At 57.0% G+C, this 15,816-nt stretch carries 14 protein-coding genes and 1 pseudogene; 4 read left to right on the plus strand and 11 right to left on the minus strand.

Going from position 1 to position 15,816, the window contains the following annotated elements:
- The 4 genes from BSF44_RS11475 to BSF44_RS11490 all read right to left on the minus strand — a co-directional run.
- Positions 1-640: DUF1254 domain-containing protein (locus BSF44_RS11475; RefSeq protein ID WP_141250022.1), on the minus strand; the 640-nt coding region annotated here is incomplete at its 3' end.
- Positions 641-871: 231 nt separating this feature from the next.
- On the minus strand, positions 872-1,330 hold the full coding sequence (locus BSF44_RS11480) for a glycine zipper 2TM domain-containing protein (protein WP_095943609.1): 459 nt from the start codon (positions 1,328-1,330) through the stop codon (positions 872-874).
- Between the two features lie 242 nt (positions 1,331-1,572).
- Complete coding sequence (locus BSF44_RS11485; protein WP_095943610.1) at positions 1,573-2,250, minus strand: DUF3313 domain-containing protein; 678 nt, start codon at positions 2,248-2,250, stop codon at positions 1,573-1,575.
- A gap of 50 nt (positions 2,251-2,300) precedes the next feature.
- Complete coding sequence (locus tag BSF44_RS11490; RefSeq protein WP_095943611.1) at positions 2,301-3,569, minus strand: OmpP1/FadL family transporter; 1,269 nt, start codon at positions 3,567-3,569, stop codon at positions 2,301-2,303.
- A gap of 922 nt (positions 3,570-4,491) precedes the next feature.
- Between BSF44_RS11490 and BSF44_RS11495 the strand changes: the two genes are divergently transcribed.
- From BSF44_RS11495 to BSF44_RS11510, 4 genes are read left to right on the plus strand one after another with little or no spacing between them, the layout of a single operon-like run.
- Positions 4,492-5,274 (plus strand): transporter substrate-binding domain-containing protein, encoded by a 783-nt coding sequence (locus BSF44_RS11495; protein WP_095943612.1) that lies wholly within the window; start codon positions 4,492-4,494, stop codon positions 5,272-5,274.
- 55 nt (positions 5,275-5,329) lie between these two features.
- On the plus strand, positions 5,330-6,058 hold the full coding sequence (locus tag BSF44_RS11500) for an ABC transporter permease (RefSeq protein WP_095943613.1): 729 nt from the start codon (positions 5,330-5,332) through the stop codon (positions 6,056-6,058).
- On the plus strand, positions 6,055-6,765 hold the full coding sequence (locus BSF44_RS11505; protein WP_095943614.1) for an ABC transporter permease: 711 nt from the start codon (positions 6,055-6,057) through the stop codon (positions 6,763-6,765). The genes BSF44_RS11500 and BSF44_RS11505 overlap by 4 nt, the downstream gene beginning before the upstream one ends.
- A 16-nt stretch (positions 6,766-6,781) precedes the next feature.
- Positions 6,782-7,546, plus strand: coding sequence for an ABC transporter ATP-binding protein (locus BSF44_RS11510; RefSeq protein WP_007936956.1), 765 nt, complete (start codon positions 6,782-6,784; stop codon positions 7,544-7,546).
- 54 nt (positions 7,547-7,600) lie between these two features.
- Here the strand turns inward: BSF44_RS11510 and BSF44_RS11515 are convergent, their stop codons facing one another.
- The 7 genes and pseudogenes from BSF44_RS11515 to BSF44_RS11545 form a co-directional block, all read right to left on the minus strand.
- The gene (locus tag BSF44_RS11515) at positions 7,601-9,502 is read right to left on the minus strand and encodes a potassium transporter Kup (protein ID WP_095943615.1); all 1,902 of its coding nucleotides are present in this window, start codon (positions 9,500-9,502) and stop codon (positions 7,601-7,603) included.
- 554 nt (positions 9,503-10,056) lie between these two features.
- On the minus strand, positions 10,057-10,698 hold the full coding sequence (locus BSF44_RS11520; RefSeq protein WP_095943616.1) for a LysE family translocator: 642 nt from the start codon (positions 10,696-10,698) through the stop codon (positions 10,057-10,059).
- An 89-nt stretch (positions 10,699-10,787) separates the two neighbouring features.
- Positions 10,788-11,291: pseudogene (locus BSF44_RS11525) on the minus strand (AraC family transcriptional regulator); the annotation flags it as partial.
- 271 nt (positions 11,292-11,562) lie between these two features.
- Entirely contained in the window at positions 11,563-12,651 is a 1,089-nt protein-coding gene (locus BSF44_RS11530; protein ID WP_095943617.1) for an ABC transporter ATP-binding protein, read from the minus strand.
- A gap of 39 nt (positions 12,652-12,690) precedes the next feature.
- The gene (locus tag BSF44_RS11535) at positions 12,691-13,488 is read right to left on the minus strand and encodes an ABC transporter permease (RefSeq protein WP_095943618.1); all 798 of its coding nucleotides are present in this window, start codon (positions 13,486-13,488) and stop codon (positions 12,691-12,693) included.
- The gene (locus BSF44_RS11540) at positions 13,485-14,405 is read right to left on the minus strand and encodes an ABC transporter permease (protein ID WP_095943619.1); all 921 of its coding nucleotides are present in this window, start codon (positions 14,403-14,405) and stop codon (positions 13,485-13,487) included. The genes BSF44_RS11535 and BSF44_RS11540 overlap by 4 nt, the downstream gene beginning before the upstream one ends.
- A 23-nt stretch (positions 14,406-14,428) precedes the next feature.
- Complete coding sequence (locus tag BSF44_RS11545) at positions 14,429-15,556, minus strand: extracellular solute-binding protein (RefSeq protein ID WP_095943620.1); 1,128 nt, start codon at positions 15,554-15,556, stop codon at positions 14,429-14,431.
- Positions 15,557-15,816: the final 260 nt, after the last annotated feature.

Here is a 15,816-nt window from a genome sequence, read left to right on the forward strand (position 1 = left end):
ACAGCGGCTGGATCTTGTAAGCCGCCTGCAGCTTCTCGACATTCGGCATGTCGGCCGGATTGAACAACTGGGTGCGGATCAGCGTCAGTGCGAAGGGCGTCGTGGAGCTGAACACCTTGTCGATGCCTGGCGGAGTCGCCCCCTTCCAGTCGGGGCCTGCGATCAGGTAGCTCCCGGCCGCGCTGGCCGTGGCCCGGCTGCCGATATAGCCGTAGTTATAGGTGTTGCCGTCGATCAACTGCACCGAGTAGTAGCGCTTTTTGGAGACGGCCGGCACGGTGATCACCAGCGGCTCGGCGCGCAGGTCGGCCCAGAGTATCGAGTACGGCGTGTCGCTGTTGGGCGTAATGACGGCCGTATCGGCAGGAGTAGAAACCCGATGCTCGTTGTACAGCTGGTTGAAGGGGGCCTTGAACTGGCTGGACTTGGCGTCCACCGCGAATTCGTTCATCACCGCGTAGTTCATGACCAGCGGCAAACCGTAGATAAAGCCTTCCTCGGCGATCGCCTTGGTCTGCTCCAGACTCGGCGCGGCCACGCCCTTGGCCACATCCGCCTTGTCGGCCTGCGCGATCGGATCGTTCTTGCCCGCACACCCCGTGAAAAGCGTTGAACCCACGACGACGACCGCCGCAGCCATGGTCCAGCCCCTGTTAAACTTCCTGTTCATTTTCACCTCAATAGCCATGAGCGCATTGCTGTCGTGAGTAATCATGTGGTCATGGCTTCGCTTATTGATATTTTTAATTCTTTAGCGTAATGCGGCTTGTACCTGGGCCTCTGTTGATGGACCCATTTTCAAATACCGAGGCGTCTGCAAAACCCGAAGTGATTCGCACCGACCAGCGTTGCGCAGAAGCCCCAAGTAACCTTAACTGCCTTGCGGTACTACTCGGGCATCATTGCCAGAACCTTCGATGTAAACGTTCATGCCTTTACCCAAGGACGGATTGATCGGCTGAGTCACCGATACCAACACGCCGTTTCTTACTCGCACAATGATCTGTTGCGCCTCTATCGGTTGGTCATACTTTTTCTTTTCTGCGTAATTACCGCCCGCAGCACCGGCGAGAGCACCGGCAACCATGGCGACATCGCGGCCGGTGCCATGACCAATCAAGCTGCCGACAGCGAGACCACCAAGGCCGCCGAGTACGGCACCGACGCCACTGTCGTGATTGGTCTGCATCTGCGCTAACGATATCTGCTCGATCTTGCCTGAGCGAATCTCGGTTTCACCGGCACCGCCATCGGATGATCCTACGACGGAGCAGGCACTGACCAGTACAGTCATCAACGTGACCGTCAACTTGAACAGGATTGATTTCATTGCGGTATACCTCGTTATTGGTGTTTAGCTTGCGTAGTTGAATCGTTTCCATGGCACGAACCCACTGATCGTCCGGACATCGACAGATGCACAAGCGCTTAACGTAAGTACACTGGCCAGAGATGCAAAAAGTAACGGTCTTTGCAATCTAAAGAGTCGATCCGATGAATAGGGGTACATGCCAGCAATCCTGTGCTTGAGCACTTTTGAACCGCCATGGCTATTGGCGATTCAAACGAGGCTTAACTGCGGATGAACGCCCAAAGATCGACGTTCAACTTGTCGATTGCAGCCTTGAAGTCCTTGGCTGTGACCTGCTGGCTTTCATTTTCCAGTGTCGTGCCAAACACCTTGCGCACCATTCTGGCCACGGTCTGGTTGGTATTCGCATCGATGAGCTCGGCCTCGATGAACAGGTTGGTGTCCTGGTCGCGGTGACCGGTGGCGGCCTGTGTCGCGCCGACAACGGCCGCAACGGGTACGACTTCATACCATTTCATGCCTTCGTTGGAGGCACTGACCCCGGTAATTGCCGCCCGCATGATCAGGGACCGAGAACCCGCCGGGGCGGATGAGATGTTGGACACCACACGGTATTTCTGACTCAACGTGGCCTGAGCCCTGCTGCTCATGTAGTTCTGAATGTCGGTCAGCGTCTGTTGATTGACTCGCTCATTAGGCTTTGGCGCCGGGTAGAACTCCAGTTTGTTGAACACCACGGTGTCGTAAGCATTCGAACTCCAGGACGGGCTGGTCCAGCGCATCACTGTTCCACCACTGGGTGTTTTGACTTCCTGCAAGTTGTTGTAGTTGTCCAGGAAGCCGGAATACTGGGTTTGCTCAGTGACTTTCGAGGTACAACCGCTCAACAAGACGCCGGTCAGTGCAGCACCGATGAGCAGGTTTCGGGACAGATTCATAATGGTGTTTACTCCTTGGATGAAATCGTCGTTCTTTCGTTTACAAAACATCAGAATCGCCAGGTCATGTTGCCGGCCAAGGCTTGAATCCAGGCATTGTCGAATTGACCGGAAAGTTGATCGCCCGACACGGATTTGGTCTGTTCCACCGGCATGTCGCCGAGCCAGACCATGGCCCAGCTGACGTTGATATCGGTGTCCTTGTTCAGCGCATAGGTGGCGCCTGTGGCAATGCGCCAGGATTCGTTCATCGGCAGGATCACGCTACGGTGGCTGTCCGACACGGCGCTGCTGTCGTAGGCTACGCCGACGTTCCACAACCATTGCTCGGTGGCCTGGTACTGCGCGCCCAGCGAGAGGTGCCAGGTGTCCTTGAACCCGGCGTCGATGGTTGTCGATTGACCACCCAACGCGGTGGTATCGACGTCCACTCCAATCTCGCCGAACTCCGACCAATCCTGCCAGTTGGCCGAAGCGAGCAAGGCCCATTGCTTGTCCAGTTGCTGGAACAGGCTCAGGGTCACCGTCTGCGGCACTGTCGTGTCGATTTTGGTTTTGGTGTTGTTGACGCGCTCGAGCAGACGGCCGTCGCCTTTCACGTCCAGCCGGTCCTCGAAGTCCAGGTCGACCTGGCTGGTATAGGTCAGGCCGATGCGCGTGCCGGGTTGCGGGGCATAGATCACCCCGACGTTGGCGCCGTAGCCCCAGGCGCCATCCTTGTATTTGAACTGGCCATCCGCGCGGTCGGTGAAGCCGAAGGGGGAGCGGTCGATGGCGGTGTCTGCCTTCAATATGCCGTACATGGCCTTCACGCCTACGCCCACCGACCATTGCTCGTTGAAGCGATACGCCACGCTCGGCACCAGCGACAAACCGAGCAGGGTGGCGTTCTGCGCGAAGTAGCGGCCGGACCAGTCGTTGTCGTAATTGACCGCCAGCCCGAAGTCACCGTACTGGCCGAAACCGACGCTCCAGTGCTCGTCCAGTTCATGGCTGATGAAGAAACTGCCGCCGGGGATCGGATCGAGGGCATTGCCACTGCCGCTGCCCGGGGTGTTGGTGCCGGAGTCGCGGTCGAAGCTCAGGTCGCCATACAGGACCTGCAAGCCGGCGGTGATTTGCGTACCCGGCAGGTAGCTCATGCCCGCGGGGTTACTGGCGATGGTCGAGGGGCCTTGGGCTCGGGCGGCGGCCCCGGCGTTGGCGAGGCCGGCGTTATCGGTGCCGATTTCGTAGAGCATGATGCCGCCGGCCCAGGCTTGCTGGCAGCACAGGGCAAGTAGCGCAGAGGCAGGCAAGATCGCCGTTCTGATATTCATGAATCAACCTTGATAGATACCACTTCGGATTAAGTGGTCGATGGCGTCCCCCGGGGCATCAATAAACCCCCACGCGCAATCTCAACCCCAACTAACCATAGCCTAGAAAAGGCAACTCAAGGAGGTGCCGAACAATTTATCGGTTCACGCGCGTCAATTTCAATCTGGCACTTTCAACCTGTAGGCCATGCTTTGCGTTCCGGGCTCGATTTTTGCACTTGCCTGGTTGATTCGGGGAAGGACCGCCCACTTTTTATTTATATACTTTCGCTGCAGCAACCCATTTATCTGCAGGATTATATTTATTGATGAGTAATAACAAAGCGGCAATATTTTCAAGGTTCCGTTATACACACATTCCATTTGCCGTCGCCTGGCTCACTTCATCTAAAATTGCACACTTCGTCAACTTACAGATTGAACTGGAGCTTAGCACCGGCTGTGCTCGTCCCTATATAGCCATTATCAAATACATTGTCGACATTTCCTCACTTTCCATGAGGCGAGTCGACATTCCCAACTAATAGCTCCATGTTCCCCGGGGCGAACCCGTCGTACACATGACCACTCAATGCCTACGATGACACTCCGTGGTTCTGACCGTCGATGCCGCTGGCGCATCAAGGATTGAGCCGGGAAAAATCGGCGTCCTCAATCTCACATTTTGTTACCGCATACCCCAATCGTGTGTAAAAACCGGCTTTGGTAACAGCTTCGCAGGCTACCTCCCCCTGCACGCACCTGCCTGCAAAGCCCATCCTAGAGCCCTTCACGCGTTTTCTCAAACACCCGATCCGTGAATTGGCCGGGTGATTGCATATGCTTGTCTGTACAAGTATTTGCGTGTGCATAAGACACTATGCCAAGCAGTACATGCGCTCTTGCGTCACAAGCGCTTTCGATGGTCCCTGGGAATAAAATAATGAAAAAAGCATTTCTCACCCTTTCTGCATTAGCTTTGTGTGTAGCTGCCGGTTCTGCGCTGGCCAAGGAGTACAAGGAGTTGCGCTTTGGCGTCGACCCCTCTTATGCGCCCTTCGAATCCAAGGCCGCCGATGGCAGCCTGGTGGGCTTCGATATCGACCTGGGTAACGCGATCTGTGCAGAGCTGAAGGTCAAGTGCAAGTGGGTCGAAAGCGACTTCGACGGCATGATTCCCGGCCTCAAGGCCAACAAGTTCGACGGCGTGATCTCTTCCATGACCGCCACGCCAGCGCGCGAGAAAGTCATCGATTTCTCAAACGAGCTGTTCTCTGGCCCAACCGCGCTGGTATTCAAGAAAGGCGTGGCCATCGGCACCGATCTGGCCTCCCTCAAGGGCAAGAAAGTCGGCTACGAGCAGGGCACCATCCAGGAAGCCTACGCCAAGGCTGTGCTGGACAAGGCTGGGGTAGAGACCCAAGCCTACGCCAACCAGGACCAGGTGTACGCTGACCTGATCTCCGGACGCCTCGATGCCTCGATCCAGGACCTGCTGCAAGCCGAACTGGGTTTCCTGAAGTCGCCACCAGGCGCCGACTTCCAGGTCAGCGAGCCGATCGAAAGCCCCCTGCTGCCAGCCAAAACCGCCGTGGGTATCACCAAAGGCAACGCCGAGCTCCAGGCCTTGCTGAACAAAGGTATCCAGGCACTGCACGACAATGGCACCTATGCGGCCGTCCAGCAGAAGCACTTTGGCGACCTGAATCTGTACAGCGGCAAATAATGACCCTGCGCCCATTTGCGGATGGGCACTTTTTTGATCGATGTAGGGCTGCCCAATGCTAGAAAACCTGTTGATGATCCTGGGGCTGTCAGGCTTCAGCCTCAAGGGCTTCGGCCCGCTGCTGCTGCAAGGCTCCTGGATGACTGTCAAATTATCCTTTCTGTGCTTGCTGGTGAGCGTTGGCCTGGGCCTGATCGGCGCCAGCGCCAAGCTTTCGAAATCGGCACTGCTGCGCGTCCCTGCGCAGGCCTACACCACGCTGATCCGCGGGGTGCCGGACCTGGTGCTGATGCTGCTGATCTTCTACAGCCTGCAAACCTGGCTGACCTCGTTTACCGATTTCATGGAATGGGAATACATCGAGATCAACCCGTTCAGTGCCGGGGTCATTACCCTGGGCTTCATCTACGGGGCTTATTTCACCGAAACCTTCCGTGGCGCCATCCTTGCCGTACCGCGAGGGCAGATGGAAGCGGCTACCGCCTACGGCCTGACCCGCGCTCAGCGCTTTCGCTTGGTGGTGTTCCCGCAAATGATGCGTTTTGCCCTGCCGGGTATCAGTAACAACTGGATGGTGATCCTCAAGGCCACGGCGCTGGTGTCGATCATTGGCCTGGCCGACCTGGTCAAGGTGGCCCAGGACGCGGGCAAGAGCTCCTATCAGCTGTTCTTCTTCCTGATTCTGGCCGCCTTGATTTATCTGGTGATAACCACCGTTTCGAACTACGTCTTGCGCCGGATGGAAATCTTCTACGCCGCAGGTACCCGGGAGGCCGTGCGATGATCGAACTTCTACAGGAGTACTGGAAACCTTTCCTGTTCCAGGACGGCAATCACATCACCGGGCTGGCCATGACCCTCTGGCTGCTCAGCGCCTCGATCTTCTTCGGCTTCGTGATGTCGATCCCGCTGTCGATTGCCCGGGTCTCGGACAATGTCTGGGTGCGCTGGCCGGTGCAGTTCTACACCTACCTGTTTCGCGGAACGCCGCTCTATATCCAACTGCTGATCTGTTACACCGGCATTTACAGCCTGGCCGCGGTGCGTGCTCAGCCCGTGCTGGACGCGTTCTTTCGCGATGCGATGAACTGCACCATCCTGGCCTTCGCCCTGAACACCTGCGCCTACACCACGGAGATCTTCGCCGGGGCAATCCGCAGCATGGCCCACGGTGAAGTCGAAGCGGCCAAGGCTTACGGACTGACCGGCTGGAAGCTGTATGCCTACGTGATCATGCCGTCGGCCCTGCGTCGTTCGTTGCCGTACTACAGCAACGAAGTGATCCTGATGCTGCACTCGACCACCGTGGCCTTCACCGCGACCATCCCGGACATTCTGAAAGTCGCACGGGACGCCAACTCGGCGACCTTCCTGACCTTCCAGTCGTTCGGCATCGCCGCGTTGATCTACCTGGCAGTCACTTTCTCTCTGGTCGGCCTGTTCCGCCTGGCTGAACGCCGTTGGTTGTCTTTCCTCGGCCCGGCTCACTAATTCAGGATGCTTGCTCATGTACAAACTGACCGTTGAAAACCTGCACAAAAGTTATGGCAACCATGAAGTCCTCAAGGGCGTTTCGCTGAACGCCAGGACCGGCGATGTGATCAGCCTGATTGGCGCCAGTGGTTCGGGCAAAAGCACCTTTCTGCGTTGCATCAACTTCCTGGAAACGCCCAATGACGGCGCCATGAGCCTGGACAACCAGCCGATTCAAATGGTCCATGACCGCCACGGCATGCGCGTGGCTGACGCCAATGAACTGCAACGCATCCGCACTCGCCTGGCCATGGTGTTCCAGCACTTCAACCTGTGGAGCCACATGACCGTACTCGAGAACATCACCATGGCCCCACGCCGGGTGCTGGGCGTCAGCAAGAAGGACGCAGAGGATCGCGCCCGGCGCTACCTGGACAAGGTCGGTTTGCCGGCACGGGTGGCCGATCAATACCCGGCGTTTCTCTCGGGTGGTCAACAGCAACGGGTCGCCATTGCCCGTGCCCTGAGCATGGAACCGGAGATCATGCTGTTCGATGAACCGACGTCGGCCCTGGACCCGGAACTGGTCGGCGAAGTACTCAAGGTGATCCAGGGGCTGGCCGAAGAAGGCCGCACCATGATCATGGTGACCCACGAAATGAGCTTTGCGCGCAAAGTGTCGAACCAGGTGCTGTTCCTGCACCAGGGGCGGGTCGAAGAACAGGGTGCGCCCGAGGACGTATTGGGTAACCCGAAAAGCGAGCGTCTGCAGCAGTTCCTCAGCGGCAACCTGAAGTAACCAGGGGGCCTTCGAGCAACCGCAGGGTCGCTCGAAGGCATACTCAATGACGCTTTACATCTCAACCTGTGTACCCAGCTCTATTACCCGATTCAATGGCAATTTGAAGTACTTCAGATTGCTATTGGCATTCTTCAGCAAAAACGCGAACAGGCTTTCTCGCCATCGGGCCATACCGATGCGCTTGGTCGGGATCACCGTTTCCCGGCTCAGGAAATAGGTGGTGCGCATCGGGCTGAAGTCCAGCTCGGCCAAGTGACAGAGACTCAACGCCAAGGGGACATCGGGCTCCTCTATAAAGCCAAAGTGCAGACTGACCCGGAAGAACCCTTCACCATAGGCTTCAACCTCGAACCGCCGTTCAGCGCTAACGCGAGGGCTGTCTTCAGACACCACGGTGAGCAATACCACCTGCGCATGTAAAACCTGGTTGTGCAGCAAGTTGTGCAGCAGCGCATGCGGAACGGCATCGGCCCTGGCTGTCAGAAATACCGCCGTGCCTTGTACCCGATGAGGAGGCTGCGTACGGATGCTGCCGATGAACAGTGGTAGAGGCAGCGTGGTTTCATCCAGTCGTTCAACGATGATCTTGCGACCCCGTTTCCAGGTGGTCATCAAAATGAACAGGCCAATGCCGGCAATCACCGGGAACGCACCACCCTGAAAGATCTTCGGAGCATTGGCCGCGAAGTAAAGGCTGTCTACCAGCAGAAAACCGAGCAGCATCGGAATGGCCAACCAGCGAGGGGTTTTCCATAGCAGCAGGACGACGGCCGAGGACAGGATGGTGGTGATCAGCATGGTGCCCGTCACCGCGACCCCATAAGCAGCGGCCAAAGCACTGGAAGACTCGAAACCAAGCACCAACAGCACAACACCGACCATCAACGCCCAGTTGACCGTGCCGATGTAGATTTGCCCCTGCTCCTGGCTGGAGGTGTGCTGGATAAACATGCGAGGGACATACCCAAGCTGGATGGCCTGGTGGGTCAGGGAAAATGCGCCTGAGATCACGGCTTGAGAAGCGATGATGGTCGCCAGTGTGGAGAGTGCGACCATCGGCAGCAGCGCCCAGCCCGGCGCGAGCAAATAAAATGGATTGCGCACCGCCTCCGGGCTCTCCAGGATCAAGGCTCCCTGGCCAAAATAATTGAGTAGAAGCCCTGGTAAAACCAGAATGAACCACGCGCGGGCAATGGGTTTGCGACCGAAGTGCCCCATGTCGGCATACAGTGCTTCGGCGCCCGTCAGCGCGAGTACCACTGCACCAAGGATGGCCACACCGACTCCCGGATGGGCGATAAAAAAATGCGCTCCCCAGTATGGATTGAGCGCTTGCAGTACTTCCGGTCGCTGGGAAATGCCATAGATCCCCAGCACACCCAGCACGACAAACCACAGCACCATCACTGGGCCGAACAGAATACCGATGCGAGCCGTGCCGTGTTTTTGTATCAAGAACAGCGCCACCAGCACGATCAATGACAAAGGCACCACCCAGTGCTCTATTCCGTCAAACGCCAGCTCGAGCCCCTCAACCGCAGAGAGCACCGAGATAGCCGGGGTGATCATGCTGTCCCCGTAGAAAAGTGCCGCACCGAAGAGGCCAAGCAGAACGAGTACTTTACTCATAGCCGGATAGGGGGCTGCCGCCCGACGGGCCAATGCCGTCAGCGCCATGATCCCGCCTTCACCCTGGTTGTTGGCGCGCAGAATGAACAGCACGTACTTGATCGAGACCACCCAGATCAACGACCAGAAGATCAACGACAGAATGCCCAGCACGCCATCGTGGTTGGCCTGGACACCGTAGTGACCGGCAAACACTTCCTTTAGGGTGTACAGGGGGCTGGTGCCGATATCTCCGTACACCACTCCGACAGCTGCGATGAGCAGTCCCACCGCTGAAGTTTTGCGATGGGGTTCTTCAATTGCATGGATCGCTGTTTCGCTCACTTTCTACGTCTCGAGTATTGAGGGCCGAAAACGCATTCCGTGAGATTTCAAGGCCGGTGGACTTCAGTGAAACCGCCATCGACTTCAGATGAGCAGCAAATTGCACAGCCAAGTGCTCACTCTTTCCGAAGGGCCTGCGACAGCCCCACGCCACCTTCTACTCCCCTGCAAGCAGCGTCGAAAACCCTTAGGAAATTTGAGGGTAATAACGTAGAAATTGAGAGATATGAGGCATAAAAGCAATGTCGGTTTTGCCAGCCAGTATCGTTGCGAGTAACAAAAGCCACCGTAAAAAAAGCGTAAATTTAGAGCCTTTTTTGCATCCCAGGTTGAAGATATTTGTATTTTCAAAAAGCTATCTGCGGTTGCGCCAATCGCTAATCAAGTAATCCCGGAAAACTTCGCTTGAGGGACGATGCGGCGCATAAAAGGCGAGCTCACGCTCGACCTCGTAGTTTGGTGGCGCACGCGTTTCCCTGTAGGAGCTGCCAGAGGCTGCTCCTACGGATATTTCGATATATGTGTTCCCCCCGGATTCCGTGAAGAACCTTATCTTATGCAGTCTGTCGACGCAGGGTCAGGATGGCTGCTGCGAAGCAGATGAAGGTCGACCCTACCACCCAACTGACCCACCGGGACAAGTCAGGCCGCGTCAGCACGCCCCTGGCCCGGGAGGCAAGCGCGGCATACAGGCTCAGCGACGCAACCGACAACGCCATGAAGATCGAGGTGAGGATCAGGAACTGCGGCAGCAACGTCGCACTCTGGTCGATGAATTGCGGGAACAACGCAGTGAAGAACATCGTCGCCTTAGGGTTGGTCAGCGCCGTCAGGAAAGCCGACTTGTACAACTTCAAGCGCGTGGGCCTGCTCTTCTTCGAACCATCCTGCATACCGTCCACGAGCATCGGGCTCTTTTTGAACAACTGCCTGACACCCAGGTAGAACAGATAGCCGGCACCGATGACCTTCACCGCATTGAACAGCCATTCGGAACTGGCAAGCAACGCCCCCAGGCCCAGCATGGCAGCGGCAGACAGGCAGAACAGGCCACTGGCATTACCAAGGGACGACCACACTGCGCTGCGCTGTCCGTGGGCCAGGCTGTTGTTGATCGCCATCAGGGTCGCAGGCCCTGGACTGGCAATGGCAATCGCAGCAACCAAGGTAAAAGCAAGAATCGAGTGAAATTCCATTTTCAAAGCTCTTAGTGGGATCGGCGCTGCATATTACAGCAGGTGATGGGTCTACACGTCACATGACACTCAGCTACCTGGCTAAAGAGGTGAGAGGTCGGCGCGCTCATCCGCACTCGAGCCGAAAGCTCATCGACACGACGCGCCGAGGTGTAATTCAACTTCAGCCAATCGATGGCTTTCGCGATCCGATACCCCTGGCCATCGACAGACGTTATTTGTCGAAGCCGGCTCGCCTGATCACTCTGCAAGAGACGGTAATGAATCTCGCGCTGAATCAAGGGGGCCAGAACAGGGATGGACTCAGGCTCATCGAGCAGTGCCAGTAAACGCTCGAACGACGCCAGCATCGCGGGGGTCACTCAACCAATTCCTACCCCCTTCGCAACCGGTCGATCACGGGTTGGCGGCAAGTCACTTTGCGTTATCAGCTCCGCCAGCATGCGCAGATCGAGTTTCAACGTCAGCCCCACGCATGGCTGTTCCGGGCTTGCCGCCAGCACTTCTGAATTGGCAGGCAATTCCAATGAGGTGATCAGAAATCGCGACCTGTCATAGGGGTAACCTTCGCCACCTACCCAGAGCAGTTTCTGATTGACTGGCAGAGACCTTTGGAGCCCAGTAATCAGCTGACTGATCAGAAGAGAATCCTCCTCTGGATTTTCACAAGCGAGTATTTACTTGAGCCCCAGTGGTCCTCTGCGCTACGAGAGTCCAGCAACAGCCAGTGGGGGGAAAAGTAGGGGGAATCCATTTCATGGACCAAAATCACCCTCGAAGAACCCGAGTTGCTGACTGCCCATTGGCCCACTGCCGATTCAAGTGGTGCGCTTGCATTATCACGCCTGTTTGCAAGCCAACGAGTCAGTCCCCACGCAGAATCAGTGCATGCGCGCCATCCCACTCGGCGAAGATTTTTTGCCCGCAGTGCACGCCGAGCAAGCTGTAATCGGCATGCCGTTTCTGCACCTGCAACTCAAGCCCGCCGCTGGCTTCGAGATAAATGTTGACCATCGAACCGATGAACTCTTCACCGATGACGGTGCAGTTCAGCCGGTTGCGTCGCATAGGCTGCGCGGTCAGGTCGATATGCTCGGCGCTTACGCAGACCGTAACGCGCTCAGCGGGAACAACGGTTTTACCCTCCGGCAGCCGCGCCAGGAATCCACCGTGCTGCGAATCGAGGCAAACCAAACCGCTATCGTCGAAGCCAACGACAGTGCAATCAAGGATGTTTTTACCGCCAACGAACTCGGCAACGAAGCGGTTGTGAGGCTCAAGGAAAACTTCCTGCGGCGAGCCGATCTGTTCGACCCGGCCTCGACTCATGATCACTACTCGATCGGCCATTGCAAAGGCTTCGGATTGACTGTGAGTGACGTAGACAAAAGTGATACCCAGGTCCTTCTGCAGTCCAGTCAGCACGCCTTGCATGCGCACACTCAGATGAGCGTCGAGGGCGCTCAGGGGCTCGTCGAGCAGCAGGATCGGCGGTTCGGTGACCAACGAGCGCGCCAACGCCACGCGTTGCCGCTGGCCACCGGAGAGCAGGCTTATATCGCGAGTGGCGAACTCCTCCAATCCAAGCCGCTCAATCCACAGTAGTGCCTTCTTGCGTCGCTCAGCCTTGGCCATCCCTCTCATTCGCAGACCGAACTCGACGTTCTCCAGCACGTCAAGAAACGGGAACAGCGCCAGGTTTTGCCAGACCAGCGGCGTCTCCCGTTCCCAGGAGTAGAGATCATTGATGCGCTCACCGTTAAGACGAATTTCGCCTTCACTGGGTTTATCCAGCCCCGCGAGCATGCGCAGCGTTGTGGTCTTGCCGCAGCCGCTCGACCCCATGATCGCGACGAACTCACCTTTGTAAATCTCCAGGTTCATACGCTCGACAGCCTGATAGCTACCGAAATGTTTAACCACGTTGTCGAATACCACCAACGGTTGAGTCATGGCTGAATCCTTCGTGTTCGGATGATTGTCAGGTTGGTATCAGGCACTGGCGGGCTTACGCCGCCGCATCAACAGCAGTTGCGCGAGGATCACCAGGGTCATGGTCGTGATAAAGACGATGGTGCCGATTGCGTTGATGGTCGGGCTCACCTGTCCTTGCAGCGTATTGAGGATGCGCAAGGGCACCGTTTCGTTAAGCCCCGACACGAACCAGGCGACAGCGAACTCATCGAAGGAAACGGCCATGGTCACGAACAGCGCGGCGAAAATGCTCGGCGCCGTGAATGGCAGGATCACATAACGCATGGCCTTCCATTGATTGGCCCCCAGGTTCCAGGCCGCCGCCTCAATGTTCGGATCCATCTGCGCCAGGCGCATCCTGATGACCGCCATTGCGAACGGTGCGCACATCACGATATGGCTGATCATCACCGCGTAGATCTCGCCGGAAAGTCCGACCCGCGACAGGAAGGCCAGCATCGCCAGCCCCATGATCACCACCGGAATGGTGGGCGGCAGTAGCGCAAGCGCCATGTAGATCGACTTGCCGAAGAACGGGTAACGAAAGTCTGTGTAAGCCGCCGTAAACCCAAGCAGAGTTGAGACCAGCGACACGACCACACCCACCGTCAGGCTGTTCCTGAATGCCTGCCAGACCGCCGGATCGCTGGCGATCATCTCGTACCAGTGCAGGCTGAAGCCGCCCAGCGGCAAGGAAGGGAAACGGTCAATGTTGAACGAGAACACGAAGCTGCCGGCAATCGGCAAAAAGATGAAGAGGAACACCAGTACGACAAAGCTGCGAAGCAAGAAGTTAATCAGCCGATGCTCGTTCATGCGCGCCTCCGGTAAGCGAAGCGAACCGCACCAAAAGCCGCGATGAGCAACGTCACAATCATCATCGTTGCGATCACCGCCGCGCGTGGCCATTGCTGGCCGGACTTGGTGGTGTCAGTAATCAGCGTACTCAAGGTCGGCGGCTGACCACCCCCCAGGTAGAGCGGGCTGACAAAGTCGCCGAAGGTCAGGATGAAGCAGAACAGCGCCGCAACCACGATGCCGATCCGCGCCGACGGCACCACCACCAGCAGCACCGTTCGCAATCGTCCGCAGCCGAGGTTGTGCGCGGCCTCAATCAACGAACGATCGATGTACATCAAGCTGAACAGTTGCAGCAAAACCACCAATGGCAGACACAGCGTGAAGTAGCCAATGTAAGTACCGAACGCTGTATTGAGCATGGCAAACGGCTCCAGCCCAAGCAGACCGAGCGCTGCATTGAAGATGCCGTTATCGCTGAGGAACACCTGCCATGAATAGGTGCGCACCAGATAGCTGGTGAAGAACGGAGTGACCAGCAGCAACACCAGCAACTGCTTTGCCGACTCGCGGAATTTGAAGGCGATCGTATAAGCGCAGGGAAAGGCCACCAGGCTGACCAGCACAGTGGCACCCGCCGCCATGGCGAGTGTATGGGCGTAAGCATCCCAAAAGAAGCCGCGGCTGAGCATGTAGCTCCAGTTTTGCCACTCGAACGTCGGCACCATCCTGAAGTTACGTACAAGCCAAAAACTGATGGCCACCAGAAATGCCAGCGGAAATACGAAGAAAATCAATTGCCAGATCAGGATAGGCATCGAGAAACAGAGGCCAAACCAGGGCAAGCGCCACACCCTCCTTGAACGGCGCTCTGTTCGGGCACCTGCATTACCGGAGAGTACCGACGGTGAAGTCTTCAACTTGTCTGAAATCATAGCGACCACCTCCACTCGTCTCGTCAAGCACCCTTGTATTGCGACCAGAAGTCATTCCACTCATCCAGACTCTGCCGGACCGGGAGTTCGCGGTACTTGATACGACCATCGCGTATGTCATCCATGACGTTGCGCTGACCGAGCAGCATGCCCTGGCGCTTCGCCTCGGCGGGATCGGTCTGGTTCAGCAGTTCCCAGCCCTTTTTGCTCGGGATCAGCGCTGGATAAGCGGCCATCTTCGCCGACTTGACCTGGCCTTCAGGTGAAGTGATGTATTGGATGAACTTCTTCGCCAGCTCCGGGCTGTGGGCTTTTTTAGCGATGCAGTAAGACTCCGTCCATTGCAACCCGCCCTCCTTCGGCAATACGGTTTTCACCGGTGCGCCGGCACGTTGCAAGACACCGGTGATCCAGTCGCCGATGCCGCACATGGCATGGATCTGACCATTTTTCAGTGAAGAAAAGGTTCCGCCGTAATCGAAGAAACCGCCGATTTGCGCACGCAAGCTCATCATCTTCTGCTGCACCGTTTGCCAGTGCGCGGTATCGATGTCGTACGGGCGCGCGTTGCCATTCATCAAGCTGATCTGTCCGAGATTCGGCAGGTGCCAGTCGAAGTGTCCAACCTTGCCCTTGAGGCTTTCGTCCCAGAACACGTCATAGCTGTGCACCTTGGCTTCGGGAACGAGTTGGGTGTTGTAGGCGATGCCGAGGAAGCCAAAGCGAATCAGGACCGAGTAGAGCTTGTCCCCCTGCCAGTGGCCGGGGAAATGCTGGAACTCCGGGTAGAAGTCATCGAAGGGGTAGTCAGCGGGGTCAAGTTGCTCGATGTACTCGGCGGCATTGAGTTGCTGGACATATTCGGCATCGGACAGAATCAGGTCGAAAGTGCCCGGCGGGGACTGTGAGATCAACCCCAGCATGTTGTCGCCGCCGGTGTAGTACTTGGCCCGGACCTTGACCCCATATTGGCGCTCGAAATCAGCGACGATGTCCGGCTCTGCGTGTCCGGCCCATGCGAGTATGACCAGTTCTTTTTCCGCTGCGGCGAAGCTTCTCAAGGGCAGCAAACCAGAAAGCGCGGCGGTGCCTGCCAGAATGCTGGTGGTCTTGAGGAATGTACGGCGTGAAAGGTCGATGCGATTTGTCATTATTGTCTCGCCTGGTGATGGAAAGTGGCTCAGATGAAAAGTGCTCCTGTCCGTCTCATCCTTTTGCTCTTGCCTGCTGCCTGCTATCGCTGCCAACCACGGCATCATTCGCTGGCTGGATGCATTGCAGCAGGTCGCCATCACCCGTTTTTGTGCGCGCTCGACCTGGACTTTGTCAGATCCGACTCATGCCCCTTCTCACGCAAAAGCGACGAGCCTTAATCCGATAACCGGACAGAAATGACAAATCAGAGGGTGAT

The sequence above is a fragment of the Pseudomonas sp. ACN8 genome, from assembly GCF_002303925.1.
In the GTDB taxonomy this organism is placed as follows: domain Bacteria; phylum Pseudomonadota; class Gammaproteobacteria; order Pseudomonadales; family Pseudomonadaceae; genus Aquipseudomonas.